This window comes from Streptomyces auratus (assembly GCF_050433025.1).
Taxonomy (GTDB): domain Bacteria; phylum Actinomycetota; class Actinomycetes; order Streptomycetales; family Streptomycetaceae; genus Streptomyces; species Streptomyces sioyaensis.
The window spans coordinates 1,664,300-1,690,610 of record NZ_JBNGCB010000003.1; the positions used below are offsets into that span (position 1 = coordinate 1,664,300).

Below are 26,311 nucleotides of genomic sequence, written 5' to 3' on the forward strand. Positions count from 1 at the left end.
GCCGGCGTGACCTGGGCGCCGGCCGGGCCGTTCACCTGAGTGGCGTAGGCCGTACGAAGATCCGACCTCACCAGGGAGCCCAGAGCGTGCCAGGCATCGTCCCCCTCACTCAGCCGGCTCATCGGCCGCCCGGCGAGCGCCGCCCGGCGCCGCCCCGACCCCCGCAACCGCAACCCGTCCACTCCTCACTCGTCTGTGTGGCCCTCCCGGCCCTCGCGGTGTCCCCGGCGTCGGGCCAGCTGAGCGGCCACGGCATGGACGGCTTCTATCGCGACGGTCGGCGGGTCCTGTCCCGCTGCGAACTCCGGGTCGCGGGCGACGAACCGCTCGTCGTCCAGGGGCGGTTGAACGGCGCGGACCGGGCCCGGTTCCTCGGGACGATCCGCAGGGCAGGAGAGCGCGGACCGGACCCGGACATCCGCGTGGAACGGCTGCGCTCCGCCGACGGCACCGAGCGGATCACCTTCCACAGCAGCTCCGCGCGGCCCGTGCGGCTGCCGGTCGAGATCCGGCTGGGTACGGATCTTGCAGAGCTCGGAGCCATCGCCGTGGGCCTGCCGGGGCCGGAACGGGAAGCCGCCGTCCACGGCTCCGGGCTGCGCTGGTCGGGGCCCGGTGTGCATGCGGTGGTGTCCACGTCGCCCGCACCCCAGGACGCGCTCGCCTCGCTGGGCCTGCTGCGCTGGGAACTGGATCTGCCACCCGGCGGCCGCCGCACCATCGAACTGCACACCGCACTGGAACACGACACCGCCGGACCGGCAGGCCGCCGACGCCCCGGCACCGTCCTCATCCCCGGCCCGCGCACCGGACACGGCGTTCCGCGTACGCGCGGCGCCCGGCCACCGCGGCCCTGGACAGCGGCCCGTCTCGAATGTGACGACCACCGGGCCGACGCGCTCATGGCAGCCAGCCTCGACGATCTGCACGGCCTGGTGATGCGTGATCCGGCCGCCGCTGCGGACATCTACGTGGCCGGTGGATTCCCCTGGCGCTGTGGGCTTGCACCGTTCGAGGCGCTGTGGGCCGCGCGGATGCTGCTGCCCTTGGGTACCCGGCTCGCCGCGGGCACGTTGCGGGCGCTCGCCCGTAGCCAACAAGCCGCACCAGGAGCGGATTTCGGTCGAATTCCCGGTCCGCTCCGGGACGCCGGACCGCATGCTCCACCGAGCTGCACGGGCATCGAGGCAACGCTTCTTTTTCCCACCGTTCTGGCGGAGGCCCGCCGCTGGGGACTTCCAGAGCAGGAGACAGAGCGGCTGCTGCCCGTTGCGGAGCGCTGCCTGCGATGGCTGAGGACCGTCACCGACCCACCGGGGAGCAGCCGCGGCGGCTACGTCTCCGATCCCGCACCCGGCGGACCGTACCGATGCGAGACCCAGGCGCATGCCCATCGCGCCGCTCTCCTGGGTGCCGATCTCCTCGAAGCCGTCGGATCGTCCGACGCGACGGCGTTACGGGACTGGGCCGCTGACCTGCGCGCCCGCTTCCGCACGGACTTCTGGTGGGAAGACAGTGCCGGCGGCCGCCCCGCCGCGCTGCTCACCGCCGACGGGCGCCCCGTCCCACACCTCGGCTCCACCACCGTCCATCTCCTCGACACCGGCCTGCTCGGCGGCGGAGCCCTGGCTCCCGGCTTGCTGGACGCCACACAGACCGACCAGCTGGCCAGAGCATGGGAGAGCCCCGCCATGGACTCCGGATGGGGCTTGCGCGCAATGGGAGTCAGGGAGAGCGGCTACAACCCGTTCGGCCACCGCAGCGGTGCGGTCCGCGTCCACGACACGGCGATCGCCGCCGTCGGACTGGCCGCCGCCGGCCATGAGCGGGCAGCCGGCGCCCTGACCAGGGGAATCCTCGATGCGGCAGACAGCTTCGCCTACCGCCTCCCCGAGATGTATGTGGGGGAGCAGCGCACCGCCGGCGGCGTCCCCGTACCGCACCCGGCTGCCTGCCGCCCCGCTGCAGTGGCGGCGGCCGGTGCGGTGCACATACTGGTCGCCCTCGCTGGCCTGCGCCCCGATGTTCCTGCCGGAACGGTGTCCGTGCGGCCGCTCGGCACCGCCCCTCTCGGCGCCATACAGCTCACCGGCCTGAGCGTGGCCGAGCAGCCGTTCGCCGTACGGGTCAGCAGACTCGGCATGGGGATGGTGGAGACCGCGGCGGAAGGCCTGCAACTGGGCTCGTGAGGCGCTGCGGGGCCTGTTTATCGTCAGGCGGACGACTATGATCACGCCATGCCTCCCTACGACCCGTCGGCCTTCCCGCCCTTCGCCGTCACTGTCGACCTGGTCGTGCTCACCGTGCGCCGCCACGCCCTGTGTGCGCTGGCCGTGCGACGCGGTGAGCCGCCGTTCCAGGGCCGCTGGGCCCTGCCCGGTGGATTCGTCCGGGCCGACGAGGATCTTGAGGACGCGGCCGCGCGGGAGCTCGCCGAGGAGACCGGCCTGCACGCCCAGTCCCCGGCCGGTCCGTCACCCGTGTACGGCGCACACCTCGAACAGCTCGCCACCTACGGAGACCCCAAGAGGGATCCCCGGATGCGGGTCGTCAGCGTTGCGCATCTGGTGCTCGCCCCCGACCTGCCCGCTCCCAAGGCCGGCGGCGACGCCCACAGCGCGCGCTGGGCGCCGGTGGAGACCCTCCTGGGGCAGGACGACACCCTCACCCGCGAGGGTGAGCTGGCGGCTCCGCTCGCGTTCGACCACGCCCGGATCCTGGCCGACGGCGTGGAGCGCGCCCGCTCGAAGATCGAGTACTCCTCGCTCGCCACGGCCTTCTGCCCGCCGGAGTTCACCGTGGGCGAGCTGCGCCGCGTGTACGAGGCGGTCTGGGGAGTGGCCCTGGACCCTCGTAACTTCCACCGCAAGGTGACCGGCACCCCTGGCTTCCTGGTGCCCACCGGCGGCACGACGACGCGTCAGGGCGGCCGTCCCGCACAGCTGTTCAGAGCCGGCGGGGCGACGCTGCTCAACCCGCCGATGCTCCGCCCCGAGGTCTGAGCGTCGCGGACAGAGCGGGGACCGAAGGGTCGAAGTTCACCCACGGTGACACGGCGAGGCGCCAAGGTTGAGCAATTACGCGAAAATAGGACATATCGTGGGTACCTTGGCCCGGTGAGTCCTTACGTCACCACGCGAGCTCCCCGCCGGCCTCACGCCCCGCAAGGGGTGTCCGGCCCGCCGCCGTCGGACCCGTCCGGCGACCCCAGCGACCCACGCCCGGCCACCGTCGGCGTCACGGATGTGCGGCTCCGCCTGGCCGGGGCGCCCACCTGACGGCGACCAGCCCGGCCGGCCCGTAGCCGGCGATCCCGACCCCGCACCCCGGCCGGCATCGCGCTCTCCGGCCCGATCCGACGCCGCCTTCGGTGCCGCCACTCCGTCGCTGGATCATTGAATGTCCTGTCATCGCGGCAAGTTGAGCGAAGCGACTGACCGGTCCTGCCGGAGTGAAAAGAGGGGCCGGTGATGTATTCAGTTCCGACCTAACGGGGTTGCCGGAGAATTCCTGTCCATGTGCCTGCGATGAGGTCGCCACCTGCTCCCTGGCGGCGCCGTCAAGAGCCCGTTCGGAATTGACCAATGCACGCCGGTTCGTGATGCGGTCCACGAGCCAACCGGCAGGCGGAGCAACGGTGTTGACGCCACCCTTCTGGCCTGTGGTGATGCGTCATCGGTGCGGTGCGGCTGCTTCTGCTGATCGAGTAAGGCATATGTTTTGGTTCCCTGTCGTTGTGGCCACTGTCCACAACTCGCCGCAGAGAGCGCATTTCTTTCCGATAAAGCGTCAATTCAGGGATGGGGGGCGATCACCCTTTCGTGTGCTTTTCACCAAAGACCTCAAGGGTGTTCAGGGTGTCGCCGACAACAGATGCGTGAGTACCCTTGCGCACACCATGATGACCGCGGCTCGCCCCGGCGACACCGGCCTCGCAGGCCCGGGCGAGCTTGACCGCTACCCCTACGCCAACGCGGGCAACGCCGCGAACGCCGCCAGCGCGGCCGGCCAGGACCGTGCAGAGCGCGTTTCGCAGGTCTGGGACGGCTCCGAGGCAGACATCGGCCGGGTCGGCCGTCGTGCGGCCGGCAGTCGCGGACGTGGCCTGCACGGCCAACTCGTCCAGCAGCTCGGCCAGATGATCGTCTCCGGCGATCTCGGGGCCGACCGCCCGCTCGTCCCCGAGGAGATCGGCCAGCGCTTCGAGGTCTCCCGCACCGTCGTCCGTGAGTCGCTGCGAGTCCTCGAGGCCAAGGGCCTCGTCAGCGCCCGCCCGAACGTCGGCACCCGGGTACGCCCGGTAAGCGACTGGAACCTCCTCGACCCCGACATCATCGAGTGGCGGGCCTACGGGCCGCAACGCGACGACCAGCGCCGTGAGCTCTGTGAGCTGCGCTGGACGATCGAGCCCCTCGCCGCCCGGCTCGCCGCAGGTCACAGCCGTGAGGACATCCAGCAGCGGCTCGCCGACATGGTCGAGATCATGGGCCACTCCGCGGCCCAGGGCGACACCATGACGTTCTCCCGCGCCGACGCCGAGTTCCACTCGCTGCTGCTCCAGCTCGCCGGCAACCGCATGCTCGAGCACCTCTCGGGCATCGTCTCGGCCGCCCTCCACGTCTCGGGTGGTGCCGCCGGCGGCTGCGAGCGACCGGTCGAGACGTCGGTGGGCCAGCACATGCGGGTCGTCGACGCCATCGGCTCCGGCGACGCCACGGCGGCCGAATCCGCGATGCGCCAGCTCCTCGCCGCCCATGGTGAGGTCGGCGGCCAGGGCTCCGGGACGCCTGTCGATCACGTCGTCCCCGCGCCCCGCGAGCACTGAAGGCCTGTACCCGAAGGCGTACGGACGGTGGGCGCCGCGCGGCTTCCGTGCCCTGCACGCCCCTCCGGGCAGGGCACGCCGTACGCGGCGAAGGCGCAGAAGATCGCCGGATCCGGGTCGTCGACCGGATCCGGCGACAGGTCTCGGGAGGGTTGCATGTCATATGACTGGGAATGGGTCGTTATGGGGTGTGACTCGGGCCACGCAGATTGGGCGTAACACTCTTCAGGGAAGCGCGATGACTTAAGAGGTGATAGCCGAGGAGGGAATAAGAGCGGCGTGAATGACGCTGTTCAACTCCCCGGTTGCCCCTGCGCCGTCGGTCTATCCCCACCGGCGGTCGTCGGCTCCGATCCACACTGGACGGGGTCGGAAGCCGTTTCCATCGTTCCGAGAGGTTGTTCGTGTCGGCCAGCACATCCCGTACGCTCCCGCCGGAGATCGCCGAGTCCGAGTCTGTGATGGCGCTCATCGAGCGGGGAAAGGCAGATGGGCAGATCGCCGGCGATGACGTGCGTCGGGCCTTCGAGGCTGACCAGATTCCGCCAACCCAGTGGAAGAACGTTCTGCGCAGCCTCAACCAAATCCTCGACGAGGAGGGTGTGACGCTGATGGTCAGTGCCGCAGAGGCGCCCAAGCGCACCCGCAAGAGCGTCGCAGCGAAGAGTCCGGCGAAGCGCACCGCCACCAAGACCGTCGCGGCGAAGGCCGCCACGGTCAAGAAGACCACCGCCGCCGCGGCCCCCGCCCCTGTGGCGGACCCGCCGGCCGGTGAGTCCGAGTCCGCGCCCGCGAAGAAGGCAGCGGCGAAGAAGACGGCCGCCAAGAAGACCGTCGCGAAGAAGACGACGGCCAAGAAGGCCACCGCCAAGAAGACCGCGTCCAAGAAGGACGTCGACGAGCTGCTCGAAGACGAGGTGACCGAGGAGACCCCGGCGCCCGGTAAGGGCGACGCTCCCGAGGCCGCCGAGGGCGCGGAGAGCGCCGGCTTCGTCCTGTCCGACGACGACGAGGACGACGCCCCCGCGCAGCAGGTCGCCGCGGCCGGCGCCACCGCCGACCCGGTCAAGGACTACCTCAAGCAGATCGGTAAGGTCCCGCTCCTCAACGCCGAGCAGGAAGTGGAGCTCGCCAAGCGCATCGAGGCGGGCCTGTTCGCCGAGGACAAGCTGGCGAACGCCGACAAGCTCGCGCCGAAGCTCAAGCGTGAGCTGGAGATCATCGCCGAGGACGGCCGCCGGGCGAAGAACCACCTCCTGGAGGCCAACCTCCGTCTGGTCGTCTCCCTGGCCAAGCGGTACACCGGCCGCGGCATGCTCTTCCTGGACCTGATTCAGGAGGGCAACCTCGGTCTGATCCGTGCGGTCGAGAAGTTCGACTACACCAAGGGCTACAAGTTCTCGACCTACGCGACGTGGTGGATCCGTCAGGCCATCACCCGCGCCATGGCCGACCAGGCCCGTACGATCCGTATCCCCGTCCACATGGTCGAGGTCATCAACAAGCTCGCGCGCGTCCAGCGTCAGATGCTCCAGGACCTGGGCCGCGAGCCCACCCCGGAGGAGCTGGCCAAGGAGCTCGACATGACCCCCGAAAAGGTCATCGAGGTCCAGAAGTACGGCCGCGAGCCGATCTCGCTGCACACCCCGCTGGGCGAGGACGGCGACAGCGAATTCGGAGACCTCATCGAGGACTCCGAGGCGGTCGTCCCGGCCGACGCGGTCAGTTTCACGCTTCTGCAGGAGCAGCTGCACTCGGTTCTCGACACCCTCTCCGAGCGCGAGGCCGGCGTCGTCTCCATGCGCTTCGGTCTCACCGACGGTCAGCCGAAGACCCTGGACGAGATCGGCAAGGTCTACGGCGTCACGCGTGAGCGGATCCGCCAGATCGAGTCGAAGACGATGTCGAAGCTGCGTCACCCGTCGCGGTCCCAGGTGCTGCGCGACTACCTCGACTAGTTCCGGTCCGCCTGGACAGCGTCACGAGCCCGGTCTCTCTCCGTTGAGAGGCCGGGCTCACGCACGTCCGGGTGCGCAGGGTGATCGTTGGCGTCACTCTGGGTATGCATGCACTGTCCCGGAGTCAGGAGTCCGTATGCGTCCCACCGCCCGTGCTGCCTTTGCAGCCCTCGCGCTGGTCCTCGCCCTGCCGGCGTCGGCGGCCGCGGACGGGGTGGTGATCGGTGGCAGACCTGCACCGTTGTCGCACAGCCCCTGGGCGGTGGCGCTGGCCTCTCATGAGCGCTTCGGGGCCCAGCGCTCCGGGCAGTTCTGTGGCGGCGTGCTCGTCGGCCACTCGACGGTGGTGACGGCGGCGCACTGCCTGAGCAGGGAGGTGCTGGGCGTTCACTGGCGGCAGGTGCGGGACCTGAGGATCGTCGTCGGACGCGACAACCTCACCGGTGGCGGCGGCCAGGAACTCAAGCCCGCGAAGGTCTGGGTCAACCCCGGCTACAACACTTGGACGAACGACGGTGACATGGCCGTCCTCACGCTGGACAAGCCGGTTTTGAACCGGCCCATCCCGATAGCGGGACGGCGTGACAGCGCCTACCGGCCGGGGAACGCGGCCACGGTCTACGGCTGGGGGGACACCACGGGCGGGGGCAGCTATGCGTCACAGCTGCGGGCGGCGCACGTCAATGTGCTGCCCGATGCGGTCTGTGCGCGGGCCTACCCGGGCAATGCCGACGGCAGGTACCGGGCGCAGTCGATGCTGTGCGCAGGGGAGCCGGCCGGCGGAAGGGACGCCTGTCAGGGGGACAGCGGCGGGCCCTTGGTCGTCCGGGGGCGGCTGGTGGGGCTGGTGTCATGGGGGACCGGCTGCGGCCGGGCGGGCAGTCCAGGGGTCTATACGCGCGCCTCTGCGCTGCTCCCGGCGGTGTCCGCACACGGGGCCGGTTGAACCGCGCGGGGGGCTCTCAGGCCCACGTGAGGACGCACGACTGCGGGCGGCCTCCCGGTGGTGCCAGGTGGCCGCCCGCGGTACGGCGCTGTGCCGCTGTTCGCTCGTCGTGGATGCGAAGTGTCAGCGTTCCTCATCGGACGCGGACGCCGGAGAAGCGGTGAGCCGCTCCGTCTCGTCCTGTATTTCCGCGGCGATCTTCTTGAGTTCTGGCTCGAACTTGCGACCGTGATGGGCGCAGAAGAGCAGTTCTCCGCCGGACATCAGGACGACGCGCAGGTATGCCTGGGCGCCGCAGCGGTCGCAGCGGTCAGCGGCCGTCAGCGGGCTCGCGGGTGTCAGAACAGTAGTCACGTCGCCTCTTCTCTAGCTCGACGAGCTGTCGTACCAGGGTCAACATCCAACCAGGCCGAAAACGTTCCCGCTCGTGCCTTTTCCTCGAAAAAATTCTCCGAGGGGGCCGGGTGCTGCCGGGTGGCGGCGAATGAGCCGTATTGCTGGGTGGTCTGATTCACGTTGGTTGTTGGGTCTGCCCTCCCGGCTGGCTTGCCGGTTGTTGATGAGGACGTGCCCGGAGCCTAAATGGTTCATGCCTCGAAGGGAACGTGATGTGCACGTCACTGCGACGTCACCCCAACGAGGGATCGAACACGCGAGCGAAATTCTACTAGCATGAGCATGCTTACGGGTGGCGTCACATCGGCTCTACCAGGCCTCGGTACCCTCTGACCGGCGACACCGCCACAACCGAGTCCGCGGAATGCGGACTGCCAGAAATTCAGCGAGGAGCGAACCGCGTGACCGCCGAGATGTCCGTGCCGTCCACCGCAGTGCTGACCGGGGCAGACCGGGACGGTTCCAACTACACCGCGCGGCATCTGCTCGTCCTCGAGGGGCTCGAAGCCGTCCGCAAGCGCCCCGGCATGTATATCGGCTCGACGGACAGCCGTGGTCTGATGCACTGCCTGTGGGAGATCATCGACAACTCCGTCGATGAGGCGCTGGGCGGCTACTGCGACCACATCGAGGTGATCCTCCACCACGACGGGTCGGTGGAGGTCAGGGACAACGGCCGCGGCATCCCGGTCGACGTCGAGCCGAAGACCGGCCTCAGCGGCGTCGAGGTCGTGATGACCAAGCTGCACGCCGGCGGCAAGTTCGGCGGGGGCTCGTACGCGGCCTCCGGCGGACTGCACGGCGTCGGCGCCTCGGTCGTCAACGCCCTGTCCGCGCGGCTCGACGTCGAGGTGGACCGCAGCAGCAAGACGCACTCGATCAGCTTCCGGCGCGGCGTACCCGGCATCTTCACCGAATCGGGTCCCGACGCCCCCTTCGATCCGGGCAACGGCCTGCTCAAGGGCAAGCGGATCGCCAAGACGAAGACCGGCACCCGGGTGCGCTACTGGGCCGACCGGCAGATCTTCCTCAAGGACGCCAAGCTCTCCCTGGAGACGCTGTACGCCCGCGCGCGGCAGACGGCCTTCCTCGTACCGGGCCTGACCCTCGTCGTACGCGACGAGCGGGGCATCGACGGCGCCGGCAAGACGGAAGAGACCTTCCGCTACGACGGCGGCATCAGCGAATTCTGCGAGTACCTCGCGCAGGACAAGGCCGTGTGCGATGTGCTCCGGCTGTCCGGCCAGGGCACTTTCAAGGAGACCGTCCCGGTACTCGACGACCGCGGCCACATGACCCCGACCGAGGTCACCCGGGAGCTGGGCGTCGACATCGCGCTGCGCTGGGGCACCGGCTACGACTCGACGGTCAAGTCGTTCGTCAACATCATCGCGACGCCCAAGGGCGGCACCCACGTCTCCGGATTCGAGCGGTCGATCACCAAGACCGTCAACGAGGTGCTGCGGTCGAGCAAGCTGCTGCGCGTGGCCGAGGACGACGTCGTCAAGGACGACGCCATGGAGGGCCTCACGGCGGTCGTGACCGTACGACTGGCGGAGCCGCAGTTCGAGGGGCAGACCAAGGAGGTGCTCGGCACCTCCGCCGCGTCCCGGATCGTCGCCCAGGTGGTGAGCCGGGAACTCAAGGCGTTCCTGACTTCCACGAAGCGGGATGCCAAGCAGCAGGCGCGCTCCGTCCTGGAGAAGGTCGTCGCCGCGGCCCGTACGCGCATCGCCGCCCGGCAGCACAAGGAGGCCCAGCGGCGGAAGACCGCGCTGGAGTCGTCCTCGCTGCCGGCCAAGCTCGCGGATTGCCGCAGCGACGACGTCGACCGCAGCGAGCTCTTCATCGTCGAGGGCGACTCGGCGCTGGGCACCGCAAAGCTGGCGCGGAATTCGGAATTCCAGGCGCTGCTGCCGATCCGCGGCAAGATTCTCAATGTCCAGAAGTCGTCGGTTTCGGACATGCTGAAGAACGCCGAGTGCGGGGCCATCATCCAGGTCATAGGGGCCGGGTCCGGCCGCACGTTCGACATCGACACCGCCCGCTACGGCAAGGTCATCTTCCTGGCCGACGCGGACGTCGACGGCGCCCACATCCGCTGCCTGCTGCTGACCCTCTTCCAGCGCTACATGCGGCCCATGGTCGAGGAGGGCCGTGTCTTCTCGGCCGTCCCGCCGCTGCACCGCGTCGAACTGATCAACCCCAAAAAGGGCCAGGACAAGTACATCTACACCTATTCGGACAACGAGCTGCGCCAGACCCTGCTCGAACTCCAGCGCACGAAGGTCCGCTACAAGGACAGCATCCAGCGCTACAAGGGCCTGGGTGAAATGGACGCCGACCAACTCGCCGAGACGACCATGGACCCGCGCCACCGCACCCTGCGCCGCATCAACATCAGCGATCTCGAAGCGGCGGAGAAGGCCTTCGACCTCCTGATGGGCAACGAAGTCGCCCCCCGTAAGGAGTTCATCACCAACTCCGCGTCCACTCTGGACCGTTCGCGCATCGACACCTGAGCCGTCCGCGGCCACCGACGGGCGTTTCTCCACCCCCGGGTGGAGAAACGCCCGTCGCGTTTTCCACCCGGGCCCCACCCTGGCGCCGATCCGCGCGGTGGCGCCGCTCCATAGCGTCGGAGACGTCGAATTCCCGTCCCATGGAGGGCCAGGTCATGAGCGGCACGCTCAACATCGTTGTGATCATCGGCGTCATCGCGCTGGTCTTCATCCGGCAGTTCGCGGCGCAGCGCCTCTCGTCGGAGGGCAAGGCGTGGTGGCTGATTCCCGTCGTCCTGACGGTCATGGCGGTGCGGCAGCCCGGCCTCGTGGACCCTGCACACCACGTCGCATCGGCCGTCCTCCTGGGCCTGGAGATACTGATCGGGCTGGCCTGTGGCGCCGGCTGGGCCTGGACGACGCGCATCTGGACGGACGAGGACGGCGCGGTCTGGACCAAGGGAAGCTGGGCGGCGGCTGGCGTGTGGCTCTGCGGCATGGCACTGCGGGTCGGACTCATGGGCATCGCCGCGGCCATGGGCCTCCACCAGGGGAGCGCGGCCACGATGCTCTCCGTTGCCGCAATGCTGCTGACCCGGGCCGGCGTCACCACCTGGCGGGCCCAGGCCGTGCAGCGGACGTACCGTGTCCCTGTCGCGGGCTGAGCCCCTGCGCGCGCCGTGGAAGGGACCGTAGTGCCGCCGAACTCCTGGACGAGCTGGCCCTTGCGGGAATCGCTGTCCCGTGAGGGCGTCAGTGGCGCCCGGTTGTGGATCGGGCGGTCGGTGCGCATTGCGGTGGTGGCGGGGCTGGTGTGGACCACCCTGGCGGGGCCGGCCTTCACCGGATGGCGCCTGATGGCCTTGTGCACCGGCGTGGCCGTCACGGTGCTGGCGTTCCGCGGTTTCTTCCGGGCGACGCTGGCCCATCACCTGTGGCCGTCCATCGGACTGTTCGCCGTCCTGGTGGCTGCGGCTCTCGGCTTCGCATACGTGGGGGCGCGGACGCCCGCGACCGTCCTGTGGTGCGCCTGCGCCGTCATCGCCATGGAGCGGCTGCCGCTGAGCGTCGCCGTACCGTGCTGTGCCACCGCCCTGAGCGGGTACGCCGCGCTGAACCACGACCACTGGTGGGCGACCGCCGCGACCGCCGTGGGCCTGGGACTGGCGGGCTGCGTCGTACGGCTGGACGCCGAGGCGCGCGGCAACACCCAGCGGATGCTGGCGCAGGAACGGGCCGCCCGTAAGGCCGAGTCGGAATCGGCGGCGCTCACCGAACGCGGGCGGATCGCGCGCGAGATACACGACGTCCTCGCCCACAGCCTGAGCGCCCAACTGGTGCACTTGGAGGCCGCGCGGCTGCTGATCCAGCGCAGCACCGACCTCGAGGCCGACCGTGCGCGGCTCCTGGAGCGGGTGACGGCGTGCCGGGGAATGGCCCGTGAAGGGCTGGACGGCACCCGTGAGGCGCTTTCCGCGCTGCGCGGGGAGATGATCCCGGTCGAGGACTTCCTGCGCCGCCTGACCGCCACTGAGGGCGCTCGGCTGGATGTGGCGGGTACGGCCCGCGTCGTGCCGGCCGAGGCGGGCCTCGCGGTCCGCAGGGTCGCCCAGGAGGCGCTCACGAACGTACGCAAGCATGCCCCGGGCGCCCGGGTGAGCGTGCGGCTGGAGTACGCGGCGGACGGCATCGGGCTGGAGGTGCGCGACTCCGGCGGTCGCGGCACGCCCGGCGATCTCGCGGAGAGCGGCTCCGGGTACGGTCTGCTCGGGATGCGGGAGCGCGCCGAACTCCTCGGCGGAACGCTGGAGTCCGGCCCTGACGAGGAGGGTTTCGTGGTGCGGTTGCGGGTGCCCGCATGACGTCAGGCACGGTGACGCGGGTCGTGGTTGCCGACGACCAGACGGTGGTGCGCGAAGGGATCGTGATGCTGCTGGGGCTGCTGCCGGGAATCGAGGTCATCGGGTCTGCCGCGGACGGCGAGGAAGCGGTCCGCCTCGTCGCCGAACTCGCCCCCGACGTCGTCCTGATGGACCTGCGGATGCCGCGCTGCGACGGCGTCGAGGCAACCCGCCGTATCTGCGCCGGGCACCCCGGTACCCAGGTCGTGGTGCTCACCACCTACGCGGACGACGACTCGCTCTTCCCCGCTCTGCAGGCCGGAGCCCGTGGCTATTTGACCAAGGACGCGGACGGCGACGAGATCGTCCGCGCCATCGACGACGTGATCTCGGGTGAGGCCGGGCTGTCGCCCAGGATTCAGCGCAGGCTGCTGGAGCGCTTCACGGAGCCCGTGCGGACGGCGCCGCAATCGCCCGCCGAGCCCCCGGACGGACTGACCGCCCGTGAGGTGGAGGTGCTGCGGCTGGTCGCCGAGGGCCAGTCCAACCCGGAGATCGCCCGCAGCCTGCATGTTTCCACCGCGACCGTGAAGACCCACATCAACAATCTCTTCGCCAAAGCGGGGCTGCGGGACCGCGCGCAGGCCATCCACTACGCGTACCGTCACGGCCTTGCGCGGCCGCCGCAAAAGCCCGTCACCTGATGGGGTGAAGGGTTCGCAATGAAGAGTCCAGGATCTTCCTTTCTGTCCACTCTTGGCCCACACGGACAACAAACCCGTGCACCAAGGAGAGTTCGGTGGACAAGCAGGACGGCCGTTCGGCCGGTGAGTCAGGGGCCCTACGGCTCGACGACCCCTGGTACGACGCTCTCGCCTCCGGGTGGGGCGAGCTGGGCGACGCGGCAAAACCAGCGGGCGAGTGGGACCGCACAGGGAAGCCCGAACCGGTCCCGGTACCCGCACCGGTCCCGGTAGCGGAACCACGATCCGCGCCCCACGACGAGATCTATCTGGCAGTGCAACGAAGCACGGCATTCCAGGAGGTGCGTCGTCGCTATCGGCGGTTCGTCCTCCCCGGCACGGCGGTATTCCTGGTCTGGTACCTCGCCTATGTGGTCGCAGCGACCGCCGCGCCGGGCCTCATGGCCCATCGTGTCGTCGGCGCCCTGAACGTCGCGATGCTCGCCGGACTCGGCCAGTTCGCCACCACGTTCCTGCTCACCTGGGCCTACGCGCGCCATGCCCGGCTGCGCAGGGACCGCGCGGCGCTCGACATCCGCTGGGAAACGCAGGAACTCACCGGGGGGAACATCCGTTGACCGGCGACCACCAGACCCTCGCACTGGTCCTGTTCAGTGTGTTCATCGCCGTCACCCTGGCGATCACGACCTGGGTGAGCCGCCGCCGGCACGGCTCCGCTGAGGAGTTCTACGCGGGCGGAAGACTCTTCTCCCCTATGGAGAACGGATTCGCCATCGCGGGTGACTACATGTCCGCTGCGTCTTTCCTCGGTATCTCCGGGCTGATCGCGCTCTTCGGCTACGACGGCCTGCTGTACTCGGTCGGCTTTCTCGTCGCCTGGCTCGTTGTCCTCTTCCTCGTCGCCGAACTGGTCCGCAACTGCGGAAGGTTCACCCTTGCCGATGTCGTCGCCGCCCGGATGCGGGAGCGACCCGTCCGCATCGCGGCGGGCACGGCCTCCGTCACCGTGTCCGTGCTCTACCTGGTGGCGCAGATGGTCGGCGCCGGCAGTCTGGTCGCCCTGCTCCTGGGCGGGGCGAGCCAGCAGGCCCGTACCTGGATGGTGATCGGGGTCGGCGCTCTGATGGTGGTCTACGTCGCCTTCGGCGGCATGCGGGCCACGACCTGGATCCAGATCGTCAAGGCGGTACTCCTCATGGGCGGCGCCATCGCCCTGACCGTCCTGGTACTGATCCGGTTCCACGGCGACATCAACGCCCTGTTGAACAGGGCCGCCGAACGCAGCGGCCACGGCCGCGACTTCCTCACTCCCGGTCTCAAATACGGCGGCGGCTGGACCGCGCGGCTCGACTTCATCAGCCTCGGCATCGCTCTGGTTCTGGGGACCGCCGGGCTGCCGCACATCCTCTCCCGCTTCTACACCGTTCCCACGGCGCGCTCCGCCCGTCGCTCCGTCGTCTGGTCCATCGGTCTGATCGGCGGCTTCTACCTGATGACCATCGTGCTCGGTTTCGGTGCCGCAGCGGTGCTGGGCAGCTCGGCCGTCCATACGTCCAATACGGCCGGCAACACCGCCGTCCCGCTGCTCGCCCTCAACCTGGGAGGCGGCGCCGGTTCGACCGGGGGGACGGTTCTCTTCGCAGTGGTGGCCGCGGTCGCGTTCGCCACCATCCTGGCCGTTGTCGCCGGCATCACGCTCGCCTCGTCGGCCTCGGTCGCACACGACCTGTATGCCTCGCTGCGACGCGCGCGCGGCACGGCGCAGGACGCCCAGCGTGCCGAGGTGGCCGTGGCGCGCATTGCGGCGGTGGCGGTCGGCGCGGTTGCCATCGGCCTCAGCCTGCTCGCCCAGGACCTGAACGTCGCCTTCCTGGTGGGCCTGGCCTTTGCCGTTGCTGCTTCGGCCAACCTGCCGGTCCTGCTGTACACCCTCTTCTGGCGCCGCTTCACGACCCGGGGGGCGGTCTGGTCTGTGTACGGCGGTCTGATCCCGGCCATCACCCTGGTCGTTCTCTCGCCGGTGGTCTCCGGCGGTCCGGAATCGATTTTCCCCGGACTGGACTTCGCCGTCTTCCCGCTCGACAACCCCGGTGTCGTATCGATCCCGTTGGGCTTCCTGATGGGCTGGCTGGGAACGCTGCTCTCCCCGGAGGCTGCCGACGAGGCACGGCATGCAGAGACGGAGGTACGGGCGCTCACGGGGGCGGGGGCGGCCTAAGGGCGTATCCGACAAGTCCAGGGGCGGGCAGGCCCTGGACTTGGAGGGCACGGGCAGGACGGGCGGGGTTGCCCACAGCCGTGTGGCGGCTTCTTGGCCCTCGCCCTCCCGTACGCCTCGCGTTACCCGCATCCGTCGCTCCCCGATGGCGGTTTGCGGCTCTAGACCCACTCGTAGCGGTGCTCGGGGCGGCCGGTTTCGCCGTACTTGAGGGTGAGGCGCACCCGCCCTGCGCGCTCCAAGAGCTTGAGGTAACGCTGGGCGGTCTGCCGGCTCAGCCCCGCCTGGAGGGCGACGTCCTGCGCGGACAGCGCGGCGTCCGCGGAGCGCAGCACCGAGCGCACGCGGTCGGCGGTAGCGGTGGAGTGCCCCTTCGGCAATTCGGCGGGGCCCGCGTTGGCGGCGCCCAAGACGCCGAAGATCCGGTCCACTTCGGACTGCTCCGCCTGTCCGCCGCCCGCAAAGGTGCGGTGCAGCGCCGCGTAGCCCTCCAACTTGGAGCGCAGGCCTGCGAAGGTGAACGGCTTGACCAGATACTGCAGCGCACCGTGGCGCATGGCAGCCTGCACGGTGGCGATATCGCGCGCCGCCGTCACCATGATCACGTCGGTGAGCAGACCGCGGCGTCGCAGGTCGCCGACCAGCTGCAGCCCTGTCCTGTCGGGAAGGTAGTGATCCAGAAGGATCAGATCGACGGGGTAACTTTCCAGGGCTGCGAGGGCTTCCGCAGCGGTGTGCGCGAGGCAACTGACCCGGAATCCCTCGGTCTTGGCGACGTACGCCGCATTGATCTTTGCCACGTGCACATCGTCGTCCACGACCAGTACGTTGATCATTGGCCGGCCTCCGTCGCGCCCCCGGGAAGACGAGTGCCCAAGGTTGCTCGCCCGGTGCTGTGGGTTCCCGTGATTGCTTCCTGGGAGGCCGCCTCACGCCCCTCTGGAAGCTCGTCGGACAGCGCGTCGGGGACCGTCACGGTGAATACCGCACCACCACCGGGGCGCTCGCCGACCTCGGCGCTGCCTCCATAGCGCTCCGCGAGACGCCGTACGAGCGCCAGGCCGATGCCGCGCTGCCCATGGGCGGCCGGATCCTTGGTCGTCCAGCCCTCGGTGAAGATCTCGGCGCGACGCGCTTCGGGCACGCCCGGTCCGTTGTCGCTGACTCGCACGACGGCGGTCCGGTCAACGGTGCGAACCTCGGCTTCCACGAGTGCGTCGCGCTCTCCCGACGTGGCGTCCAGGGCGTTGTCGATGAGATTGCCGAGCACGGTGACGAGGCTGTGCGGATCGACCAGACGGTCGGGCACATGCGTATCGGGGGAGATGCGGAGGGAGGCACCGCGCTCGGTGGCGACGGTGGCCTTGCCCACCAGGAGGGCAGCCAGCAGGGGATCGTGGATGCGCTCGGTGACCTGCTCGGCGGTCGCACGATGCACGCCTACGGCTCGTGTCACAAACTCCACTGCCTCTTCGTGCAGACCGAGTTCGAGCAGACCGAGGAGGGTGTGCAGCCGGTTGGCGTGTTCGTGGTCCTGGGCACGGAGGGCATCGATGAGTCCGCGGGTGCCGTCCAGTTCGCGGCCGAGCCGTTCCAGCTCGGTGCGGTCGCGCAAGGTGATCACGGCACCGCCGTCTTCAGTGGGCATACGGTTCGCCACCAGAACCCGGTGCCCGCTGACGGCCAGCAGGTCCGCCCCCGACACGCGGCCGGCCAGGACATCGGTTGTACGGCCAGGAGGCAGCGCCGTGTCCAGGGGGTGGCCGGTGTCCTCGGCGCGTAGCTCGAGGAGTCGCTGTGCCTCGTCGTTCATGAGGCGGATACGGCCGTGCTTATCGAGCGCGAGGAACCCCTCACGGATGCCGTGCAGCATTGCTTCCCGCTCGGCGAGCAGCGCGGAAATGTCGGAGAACGCCAGGTCGTGGGTGCGGCGCTGGAGGCGGCGGGAGACGATGTAGGCGGCGAGAGCCCCCACGGCGAGGGCTCCGCCCGCGTAGGCGAGCAGCTGGGGGACGGTGGAGAGCAGCCGTTCCCGCACACTCTCGTACGCGATGCCGACGGAGACGGCTCCGACGATCTTGCCTTGCTCGTCACGGAGCGGGACCTTGCCGCGTGCGGACCGGCCGAGAGTGCCCTCGTCGATCTGCATGACTTCCTCGCCGGAGAGCACGGCGCTGGGATCGGTCGAGACATGGCGTCCGATCTCGTCCGGGTCGGTGTGGGACCAGCGCACACCCCGCTTGTCCATGATCACGACGTACTCGGCCCCGGTGGCGGCGCGAATCCGCTCCGCCTCGTGCTGTACGGGGCCGTGGCGCGTCGGGCGGGAGGACTCCAGGGCGTCGTCGAGGCGTGACTCGGCGGCGGTGGTCTGCGCGATGGCCAGGGCGCGGCGCATTGCTTGATCGTCGAGTTGCGCACTGAGCGGGGCGAGGAACAGGCCGGTGGCCAGTGCGGTGACACCCGCGGCGATGGCCAGCTGCACCATTAGGACCTGGGAAAACACCTTCCGTGGCCAGCCCAGTCGCGGCCGATGCAGCCTGGAAGCGGCCGGTCGGCGGTCGGACTGGGCGGACCGAGTACCGGGCGCGTGCGTGGTGCTGTGGGGCTCATCAGTGCTGGCGGGGGAGACAGCCGCGGTGGCGGGAAGCGGCACGGAACCCGAGGGCTCTGTGGCGCTCGGGCGCGGAACGGACTCTTCCTTCTCGCCCATACGAACGAACAGTAAGCGCGGTCATGGCCGGTCCGGTAATCCCTCATGGGGACGAATTCGGAGGGTGGCCGGGTGGCGACGCATACGTGACTCCGCCCGAGTGCGTCCCGATCACGGGCTTCCGCGGATGCGCGTTCTGCTGCTGCACGGGGTTATCCACAGGCCTGTCGCTTGCGGAACGTGCGCACCTAGCCTCGAACGGTGAAACCGACAGACCCTGCGTTCGGCGGCCCGACGCCGATCGGGTGCAGGGCGAGGTGCGCGACAGGGTGCACGGAAGGGAGCGGTCATGTGGTCGAGGGGGGATGGCTGCAGGGCCTGGCGTACGTCGTGGAGAGTGGCTAGTGGTGGGCCGCTCGATCGCCGCCTGGCCGGGGGCGCGCTGCCCCGGCGCAGCTGGTCGGTGCGTGTCGCCTGCAGTGTCACGTGGTCCTGGCGCAGCCGCGTGCGGCCGGAAGGGTCGCGCCCGCCCGGCAGAACGTTTTCGTCGAGCCGCAGTGATCATCGGCTTCCAGACGAGCGTAGGAGCGGCAGAGATGGGGTCCCGCATGCGCGTCGTAGGAGAGAAGAGGAGGGGCGTGGAGGACCCAGCGGGTACCCGGGTGAACCCTTGAGGTCAGCTGCTGACAGCCGGCGCCCGCCTCCGCGGCATAACGTCCGCAGCGGCGACAGAGGCAACGGCCATACGCGCCGGTGGACCGAGCGGCGCACCACAGCTGGCGGGCGCCGCAGCACCATCGGTCCGCTGTTCAACGGTGACCCGCCAGCTGCGACCGTCGGAGTGTGCCACGGTGACAACCCACATAGGGGAGGCTCCCGCGATCGCAGAGCCACCGGGCATCGGGCTGTCGGCCGGTTCGGGCCGCACCGTGTCGGTCCGTACGATGTCGAGTGCGTCCGCCCGGTCCTCCGCGATCAGCTCGCGGACCGCGAGGTCAGCGGCCTGGCCCGGCCGGCCCCAGGCCGAGCGGCCACGGCAGTGGTCGATCGTGATCCGTCCATCGCGCGCCGCTTCCACAGCCTCCTTGACCAGGGGGGCCGAGGCGCGTCCGTAGGCGTAGCCGTAGGGGAGGACGACAAGGGTGGGGGAGAAGCGATGCCCCCCGATGTGGGTGACCTCCCAGGCCTCGGTTCCGCCGGCGGCGAGCTCGGCGGCCAGTGGGCGGCCGAGCAGGGCGCAGCAGCGGTCCCGCTTGCCGTTGGTACACACGAGGACCAGCGGCTCACCGATGTACGGCTCCCAGAGGTGGTGATGCTCACCAGCTCCCAAAGCCGTGAAGTCCAGCCCGAGAGCTGCCCGCGGGTCGGTGACGGTGGTCGTGCGGATCCAGGTGCGTCCGGGGGCGGTGTGCGCGAGGAACATCCGGCGCTGGGACGTGCCGTGGCAGTCGGCATGACGCCCAGGTCGGCGGATCAGGGCGACTCGTACGCCCGTCCCCTCGGTCGCGGCCTCCAAGGCCCGGCCGACGTCAGGATCGAGGTGACTGTTCGTCAGCGCTTGGGATCCCCAGGGCCCGGTCTGCTCGATGAGCAGCCAGGTCCTGGCGGTGGCCGCGGTCGCGGTGAGAGATTCGGCCGATTCACGGGAAGCGGTGGCACAGGTACTCACATAGGTGAGCCTAACCTCATTCGGCTGGCGTCGGATGTCGGGTGGGTCTCCCGGCAGTGACGGCGAAGGCCGCGCGCCGCTTTTACCTGGCAGTCCTAGAGGTGGCTCAACTGCTGAGCCGAACACGGCGGCGCCGGAGATCTCGCCGCCGGCGTCGTATCGATATGCGCCCGCACTCCGCGACCGCTTCCCTTATGGCAACCGCTGCGGCGGGCGGGGGCCGTGGTACTGGCCGCTGGGGCGCATGCGGAGGGGAGGTTCGGCGTATTCCTCCAGGGCATGGGCGATCCAGCCGGCCGTGCGGGCGATGGCGAACATGGTTTCGCCGGCCTCGGCCGGCATGCCTGTTGAGACGGACAGAACGGCCAGTGCCAGGTCGACATTGGCGTGCAGTTCCGTGTGCCGGGCCGTGGTGGTGATCACTTCACGGGCGGCCTGCAGGGCGGTGCGGGCTTGCGGTACATCCTCCAGGAGCCGGAACAGGGTGCGGGCCCGTGGGTCCTCGCCGGGATAGAGGGGATGACCGAGCCCTGGTACTCGGCGGCCGGCCCGCAGATGGTCGGCGACGACGGCAGCCGCGCTGCCCCGGTCCAGCACCTCCACCAGCATTCGGTGGGCAAGTCCACTTGCCGCACCGTGCAGCACGCCGTCCAGTGCTCCGAAACCGGCCGAGACGATCGCGTACGGATGGGCGCGGGCCGAGGCGGCGACCCGGACCGCGAGCGTCGAGGCGGCGAGGTCGTGGTCGATGAGCAGGACCAATGCGGCGTCCAGGACACGGAGTGCCTCGGCGTCGGCCGGTTCCGAGGTCAGTCGTGACCAGAGGCGGGTGGCAAGGGAATCGGCAGCGGGTGGCTTCCGGGAGTGCGACGGCAAGGCGTCGACCAGGGTAGGGATCAGACTGCGGGCGATGTCGACGACGGTGTCCTCGGACAGGTCGAAACGCAGCGGGTCGGCGGCTGCCGCGGCGATCGCACCGACCCGTAGCCGGTCCATCGGTCCGCTGTGTGCCGGAAGTGCCTGTACGGCGCGGTGGGCGGCGGACAGCGCGTCGCGCGGTGCCGTGAAGCGGACGGTGGGGCGCAGTTCGCCGGTCCACAGCCACTCGGCGACTTCCTCGTAGCTGTAGTGGGCGGCGAGTTCCGAAGTGTCGACGCCGCGGAAGTAGCAGTGGTTGCGGTCGATCAGCGTGATGCCGGTGCGGATCGCCAACTCGCTGCCGGGTGCGGAGGGTTCGCGGCGGCCGGCGCGGCGGGCCAGCGCATCGACTTCTTTCGCGTCGAAGGTGCTGCCGCGGCTGCCCGGCTCCCGGCGGCTGGTCAGTTGGCCGCGGCTGACATAGGCGTACACCGTCTCCGGCTTCACCCCGAGCCGCTCGGCCGTCTCCCGGGTGCTCAGCCGCTGTCCACCCCGGCCCTGCGCCGCTTCCTGATCTGCCATGCGTTCACCGTATCCGGGACATCCACATTGATGGAATCAATATTGACAAGTGTAGAGTCAAGCATAGACAGTCAGATCAATATTTGGGTGAGGAAGAGCTAAGGAGACCAGCCATGCCGATCGCCGAGGTGAACGCACCGATCGACGCGCCCCGCGGGCTTGCGGGCGTCATCGTCACCGAGACCCAACTGGGCGATGTCCGGGGCGCCGAGGGCTTTTACCACTACCGCCAGTACTCCGCCGTCGAGCTGGCCGCAGCCCGCAGCTTCGAGGACGTGTGGTACCTGATGTTCCACGGCGAGCTGCCCTCCGCGACGCAGCTGGCCGCCTTCAGGACCGAGACTGCCGCGCTGCGCGCGCTGCCCGGGGCCGTACGCGACGCGCTGCCCGCCCTCGCCCATGGCGGCGCACTCTCCGGTCCGCTCGCCGGGCTGCGTACCGCGCTGTCGCTGCTCGGCGCAGCGGCCGGTTTCCGCCCGCTGTACGACATCGACGCCGACCGCCGCCGCGTCGATGCTCTTGCCGCATGTGCCGCAGTACCGACACTGATCACCTCGCTGCACCGGCTCGGTCAGGGCCTGCAGCCGGTTGAGCCGCGGGCGGACCTCGGTCACGCGGCCAACTACCTCTACATGCTCACGGGCGAAGAGCCGGAGCCGGACCGGGTCCGGGCGATCGAGGCGTATCTGATCTCCACCATCGACCACGGATTCAACGCCTCGACCTTCACCGCACGCGTCATCGCCTCCACCGGCGCCGACCTCGCGGCCTGCCTCGTCGGCGCCGTCGGCGCGCTCTCCGGGCCGCTGCACGGCGGTGCGCCCAGCCGTGCGCTGGACATGCTCGACGCCATCGGCACCCCCGACCGCATCGACTCCTGGATCCGCGACAGCGTCCTGCGCGGCGACCGGATCATGGGGTTCGGTCACTCCGTGTACCGCACGGAGGACCCGCGCTCAAGGATGCTGCGAGGTGTCGCCGAGCAGTTCGGCGGTCCGCTGGTGGAATTCGCCGTCCAGGTGGAGGCGAGGGTCGAAGCGCTGCTGGCCGAGCTCAAGCCCGGCCGTGAGCTGCACACCAACGTGGAGCTGTACGCGGGCGTCGTCATGGAGCTGTGCGGGCTGCCCCGCGAGATGTTCACACCCACCTTCTGCGCAGCCCGCGTGGTCGGCTGGAGCGCCAACATTCTGGAGCAGGCCGAGGACTCGAAGATCATTCGTCCCGCCGCGCGGTACGTGGGCCCGCCCCCGCCGCAGCCGTTGCCCGCCGCTGCGCCCCGCTAGCGGGCGGTGCGGCGGCCGAGCCGGGCCCGCGCCGCCGGCGGTCCGTTACGATCGACAGCTCGTCCGCCGCCGGTCCGCGCGGCCCGCCACCCGCACCATGGAGGCGCCCCCTTGGCCACGCAACAGATCCCGGTCGTCGTGCTCGCGGGCTTCCTCGGATCGGGCAAGACCACCCTCCTCAACCACCTGCTCGGCACCGGCGACGGCACCCGTATCGGCGCGATCGTCAATGACTTCGGCAGCATCGAGATCGACGCCATGACCGTCGCCGGACAGGTGGACTCGATGGTCTCGCTCGGCAACGGCTGTCTGTGCTGCGCGGTCGATACCAGCGAACTGGACACCTACCTGGAACGGCTCGCCCGCCCCGCCGCCCGTATCGATGTGATCGTCATCGAGGCCAGCGGACTGGCCGAGCCCCAGGAACTCATCCGGATGATCCTGGCCAGCGACAACGACCGGATCGTCTACGGCGGGCTGATCGAGGTCGTCGACGCCGCCGAATTCGACGACACCAGGGTCCGCCACCCCGAACTGGACCGGCATGTGGGCATCGCCGACATCGTGGTGCTCAACAAGGCCGACCGCATCGGCGACGCGGCACTACAGGAACTCATCGGCACACTCGCTGACCTCGCGCCCGGCCGGCCCGTGATCTGCACGGCGTACGGCCGGGTCGACCCCGAGCTGTTCTTCGACCGCGGACCGGGGGAGGGCCGCGACGCGGCCGTACGCCAGCTGTCCTTCGAGGACCTGCTGCGCGAGGCCGCGGCGAACGGGGATGCCGCCGCCCACCACTGCGACGGTCACTGCGATCACCCCGACCACGCCCACCATGAGGACCACCTCCACGCCGCCTACCAGAGCGTGGAGTTCACCTCCGCCGAGCCGATGCACCCGCGCCGTCTCATGGACTTCCTCGACAGCCGCCCGGCCGGTCTCTACCGCATCAAGGGCTTCGTCCACTTCGACGTGCCGGAGAACCGCCAGAAGTTCACCCTGCATGCCGTCGGCGACTTCCTGCGCTTCTACCCCGAGCCGTGGCCGAAGGGCGAGGCGCGGTGCACCCAGCTCGTCATGATCGGCAGCGGCATCGACGCACCGGCCCTGCGCAAGGAGCTGGAGAACTGCCGGGAGAGCACACCGCCGGAGGCCGGTGCCCACAGCATGTGGGGTGTGCTGCGGTACGTGGCCGCACGCGAGGAAGACTGGTGACGTCGTCGGGCCGGTCTTCCACCGGCCCGACGGCGTCCACCGCGTCTGTCCTTCCGACTGCCGCCTACACCGGCCCGGCCAGCGACGCCACCGGCTTCGTCAGCGGCACCCCCGAACCGTCCCGCCGCGGATCCACCTCCGGCAGCTCGACGGGTGAGCCCTTGGCGTCCGCGGCCCGCACCGGAGCCGGCCCGGCCCACGCCAGGGTCAGACAGTCCTCGCCCTTCAGGAACCGCTGACAGCGCACACCGCCGGTCGCCCGTCCCTTGCGCGGGTACTGGTCGAACGGGGTGAGCTTGGCCGTCGCCACCGAGTCGTCGAGCGTGCCGTGCGAGCCGGCGACCGTGAACACCATGGCCTCGGAGGCCGGATCGACCGCGGCGAACGAGATCACCTTCGCGCCCTCGCCCAGCTTGATGCCCGTCATACCGCCCGCGGGACGGCCCTGTGGCCGCACCTGCGCGGCCGGATAGCGCAGCAGCTGCGCCTCGTTGGTGATGAAGACCAGGTCCTCCTCACCGGTGCGCAGCTCGGCCGCGCCCACGATGCGGTCGCCGTCCTTGAGGGTGATGACCTCCAACTCCTCCTTGTGGGAGGGGTAGTCGGGCACCACCCGTTTGACCACGCCCTGCTCCGTGCCGAGCGCCAGGCCCGGCGAGGACTCGTCCAGCGTGGTCAGACAGATCAGCTGCTCGCCCTCCTCCAGCGTCAGGAACTCCGAGAGCTGGGCGCCGCCGGAGAGGCCGGGTGCGGCCGCCGTCTCCGGGAGCTGCGGCAGATCGATCACTGCGATCCGCAGCAGCCGGCCCAGGGACGTCACCGCGCCCACCTCGCCACGGGTCGTCGCCGGCACCGTCGAGACGATCACGTCGTGCTTGACGCGCCGGGCGTCGGCGTCGAAGGGCACCTCACCGGTGACCGTCCGGGCCAGCAGGCCCGTCGAGGACAGCAGGACCCGGCACGGGTCGTCGGACACCTCCAACGGCACCGCACCGACCGAGGTGCCCGTCGACTCCAGCAGGACCGTCCGCCGGTCCGTGCCGTACTTCTTCGCCACCGCGGCCAGCTCGCCGGAGACCAGCTTGCGCAGCTCCGCGTCCGAATCCAGGATCCGCGTCAGCTTCTCGATCTCGTCCTGCAGCCGGTCACGCTCCGACTCCAGCTCGATACGGTCGAACTTGGTCAGCCGGCGCAGCGGGGTGTCGAGGATGTACTGCGTCTGGATGTCGCTCAGCGAGAAGCGCTCGATCAGCCGCTCCTTGGCCTGTGCGCTGTTCTCGCTGGAGCGGATGAGGCGGATGACCTCGTCGATGTCCACCAGGGCCGTCAGCAGGCCCTCGACCAGGTGGAGACGGTCACGCCGCTTGCTGCGCCGGAACTCGCTGCGTCGGCGCACCACATTGAAGCGGTGGTCGACATAGACCTCCAGCAGCTCCTTGAGGCCCAGCGTCAGCGGCTGGCCGTCCACCAGCGCGACGTTGTTGATACCGAAGGACTCCTCCATCGGCGTGAGCTTGTAGAGCTGCTCCAGGACGGCCTCGGGGTTGAAGCCGTTCTTGACCTCGATCACCAGCCGCAGGCCGTGCTCGCGGTCGGTGAGGTCCTTGACGTCGGCGATGCCCTGCAGCTTCTTCGAGCCGACCAGGTCCTTGATCTTGGAGATGACCTTCTCGGGGCCGACCGTGAAGGGGAGTTCGGTGACGATCAGCCCCTTGCGGCGGGCGGTGACGGTCTCGACGGTGACCGTCGCGCGGATCTTGAAGGTGCCGCGGCCCTTCTCGTACGCGTCCCGTACGCCGCCGAGCCCCACGATCCGGCCGCCCGTCGGCAGGTCGGGCCCCGGCACGAACCGCATCAGGGTGTCGAGATCGGCATTCGGATGCTTGATCAGATGACGGGCCGCGGCGATGACCTCGCCCAGGTTGTGCGGCGGCATGTTCGTCGCCATACCGACGGCGATGCCGGACGTCCCGTTGACGAGGAGGTTCGGATACGCGGCCGGGAGGGCGACCGGCTCCCGCTCCTGGCCGTCGTAGTTCGGTGCGAAGTCGACGGTGTCCTCGTCGATGGACTCCGTCATCAGGGACGTCGCGGACGCCATCCGGCACTCGGTGTACCGCATCGCGGCGGGCGGGTCGTCATTGCCCAGCGAGCCGAAGTTGCCGTGGCCGTCCACCAGCGGCACCCGCATCGAGAACGGTTGCGCCATGCGCACCAGCGCGTCGTAGATGGACGCGTCGCCGTGCGGGTGGAGCTTACCCATCACCTCGCCGACGACCCGGGCGCACTTGACGTAGCCGCGGTCGGGCCTCAGACCCATCTCGTTCATCTGGTAGAGGATGCGGCGGTGCACGGGCTTGAGACCGTCGCGGGCGTCCGGCAGGGCGCGCGAGTAGATGACCGAATACGCGTACTCGAGGAAGGAACCCTGCATCTCGTCGACGACGTCGATGTCGAGGATCCTCTCCTCGAAGTCGTCCGGCGGCGGGGTCTTCGTGCTGCGGCGGGCCATCGCGGCTGCGGCTCCTTCTGCTGCGTCTACTGCCGATATCGGAAAGCATCGGTCAACCCGTCGGGTCAACCGGGCGGGGGATCAGCCCGCGCATATCTCTGAGTCTGACGCGGACCATTGTGGACCGCCGCACTGACAACGCCGACCGCG

Annotated in this window: 19 protein-coding genes; 13 read left to right on the forward strand and 6 right to left on the reverse strand. The window is 69.7% G+C overall.

Going from position 1 to position 26,311, the window contains the following annotated elements:
* The first annotated feature begins 197 nt into the window (after nt 1-197).
* From BKA18_RS26960 to BKA18_RS26980, 5 genes are all read left to right on the forward strand, one after another.
* The gene (locus BKA18_RS26960) at nt 198-2,189 is read left to right on the forward strand and encodes a glycogen debranching N-terminal domain-containing protein (RefSeq protein WP_366046847.1); all 1,992 of its coding nucleotides are present in this window, start codon (nt 198-200) and stop codon (nt 2,187-2,189) included.
* Nucleotides 2,190-2,237: 48 nt separating this feature from the next.
* The gene (locus BKA18_RS26965) at nt 2,238-3,002 is read left to right on the forward strand and encodes an NUDIX hydrolase (RefSeq protein ID WP_006602669.1); all 765 of its coding nucleotides are present in this window, start codon (nt 2,238-2,240) and stop codon (nt 3,000-3,002) included.
* Between the two features lie 821 nt (nt 3,003-3,823).
* Nucleotides 3,824-4,825, forward strand: coding sequence for a FadR/GntR family transcriptional regulator (locus tag BKA18_RS26970; RefSeq protein ID WP_366046848.1), 1,002 nt, complete (start codon nt 3,824-3,826; stop codon nt 4,823-4,825).
* 404 nt (nt 4,826-5,229) lie between these two features.
* Nucleotides 5,230-6,783, forward strand: a complete 1,554-nt coding sequence (locus tag BKA18_RS26975; protein ID WP_366046849.1) for an RNA polymerase sigma factor — start codon at nt 5,230-5,232, stop codon at nt 6,781-6,783.
* A gap of 136 nt (nt 6,784-6,919) precedes the next feature.
* On the forward strand, nt 6,920-7,729 hold the full coding sequence (locus tag BKA18_RS26980) for a serine protease (protein ID WP_366046850.1): 810 nt from the start codon (nt 6,920-6,922) through the stop codon (nt 7,727-7,729).
* A 123-nt stretch (nt 7,730-7,852) separates the two neighbouring features.
* Here the strand turns inward: BKA18_RS26980 and BKA18_RS26985 are convergent, their stop codons facing one another.
* Complete coding sequence (locus BKA18_RS26985) at nt 7,853-8,083, reverse strand: DUF7455 domain-containing protein (RefSeq protein ID WP_003981845.1); 231 nt, start codon at nt 8,081-8,083, stop codon at nt 7,853-7,855.
* A 443-nt stretch (nt 8,084-8,526) separates the two neighbouring features.
* Here BKA18_RS26985 and BKA18_RS26990 point away from each other — a divergent pair, with 443 nt between their 5' ends.
* The 6 genes from BKA18_RS26990 (at nt 8,527) to BKA18_RS27015 (ending at nt 15,389) form a co-directional block, all read left to right on the forward strand.
* Nucleotides 8,527-10,647, forward strand: coding sequence for a DNA gyrase/topoisomerase IV subunit B (locus BKA18_RS26990; RefSeq protein WP_366046851.1), 2,121 nt, complete (start codon nt 8,527-8,529; stop codon nt 10,645-10,647).
* Between the two features lie 155 nt (nt 10,648-10,802).
* A complete protein-coding gene (locus BKA18_RS26995; RefSeq protein ID WP_366046852.1) occupies nt 10,803-11,291 on the forward strand; it encodes a DUF1453 domain-containing protein in 489 nt (162 codons plus the stop codon).
* Between the two features lie 30 nt (nt 11,292-11,321).
* Nucleotides 11,322-12,488 (forward strand): sensor histidine kinase, encoded by a 1,167-nt coding sequence (locus BKA18_RS27000; RefSeq protein WP_366046853.1) that lies wholly within the window; start codon nt 11,322-11,324, stop codon nt 12,486-12,488.
* Nucleotides 12,485-13,171, forward strand: a complete 687-nt coding sequence (locus tag BKA18_RS27005) for a response regulator transcription factor (protein ID WP_366046854.1) — start codon at nt 12,485-12,487, stop codon at nt 13,169-13,171. Before BKA18_RS27000 ends, BKA18_RS27005 begins: the two co-directional genes overlap by 4 nt.
* Before the next feature lie 95 nt (nt 13,172-13,266).
* Nucleotides 13,267-13,788 carry a DUF485 domain-containing protein gene (locus tag BKA18_RS27010; protein ID WP_366046855.1) on the forward strand — a complete coding sequence of 174 codons (522 nt, stop codon included), beginning with the start codon at nt 13,267-13,269 and terminating at the stop codon, nt 13,786-13,788.
* Nucleotides 13,785-15,389: a solute symporter family protein gene (locus BKA18_RS27015; protein ID WP_366046856.1), complete on the forward strand. Its 1,605-nt coding sequence runs from the start codon at nt 13,785-13,787 to the stop codon at nt 15,387-15,389. Before BKA18_RS27010 ends, BKA18_RS27015 begins: the two co-directional genes overlap by 4 nt.
* 161 nt (nt 15,390-15,550) lie before the next feature.
* Here the strand turns inward: BKA18_RS27015 and BKA18_RS27020 are convergent, their stop codons facing one another.
* The 4 genes from BKA18_RS27020 to BKA18_RS27035 form a co-directional block, all read right to left on the reverse strand.
* A complete protein-coding gene (locus BKA18_RS27020; protein ID WP_366046857.1) occupies nt 15,551-16,225 on the reverse strand; it encodes a response regulator in 675 nt (224 codons plus the stop codon).
* Nucleotides 16,222-17,877, reverse strand: coding sequence for an ATP-binding protein (locus BKA18_RS27025; RefSeq protein WP_366046858.1), 1,656 nt, complete (start codon nt 17,875-17,877; stop codon nt 16,222-16,224). The genes BKA18_RS27020 and BKA18_RS27025 overlap by 4 nt, the downstream gene beginning before the upstream one ends.
* Before the next feature lie 841 nt (nt 17,878-18,718).
* Nucleotides 18,719-19,711 carry a ferredoxin family protein gene (locus BKA18_RS27030; RefSeq protein ID WP_366046859.1) on the reverse strand — a complete coding sequence of 331 codons (993 nt, stop codon included), beginning with the start codon at nt 19,709-19,711 and terminating at the stop codon, nt 18,719-18,721.
* Between the two features lie 192 nt (nt 19,712-19,903).
* A complete protein-coding gene (locus tag BKA18_RS27035) occupies nt 19,904-21,151 on the reverse strand; it encodes a citrate/2-methylcitrate synthase (protein WP_366046860.1) in 1,248 nt (415 codons plus the stop codon).
* Nucleotides 21,152-21,264: 113 nt separating this feature from the next.
* Here BKA18_RS27035 and BKA18_RS27040 point away from each other — a divergent pair, with 113 nt between their 5' ends.
* Nucleotides 21,265-22,434, forward strand: a complete 1,170-nt coding sequence (locus tag BKA18_RS27040) for a citrate synthase/methylcitrate synthase (RefSeq protein ID WP_366046861.1) — start codon at nt 21,265-21,267, stop codon at nt 22,432-22,434.
* Nucleotides 22,435-22,545: 111 nt separating this feature from the next.
* The gene (locus BKA18_RS27045) at nt 22,546-23,649 is read left to right on the forward strand and encodes a CobW family GTP-binding protein (protein ID WP_366046862.1); all 1,104 of its coding nucleotides are present in this window, start codon (nt 22,546-22,548) and stop codon (nt 23,647-23,649) included.
* Between the two features lie 64 nt (nt 23,650-23,713).
* Here the strand turns inward: BKA18_RS27045 and BKA18_RS27050 are convergent, their stop codons facing one another.
* The gene (locus BKA18_RS27050; protein WP_366046863.1) at nt 23,714-26,161 is read right to left on the reverse strand and encodes a DNA gyrase/topoisomerase IV subunit A; all 2,448 of its coding nucleotides are present in this window, start codon (nt 26,159-26,161) and stop codon (nt 23,714-23,716) included.
* Nucleotides 26,162-26,311: the final 150 nt, after the last annotated feature.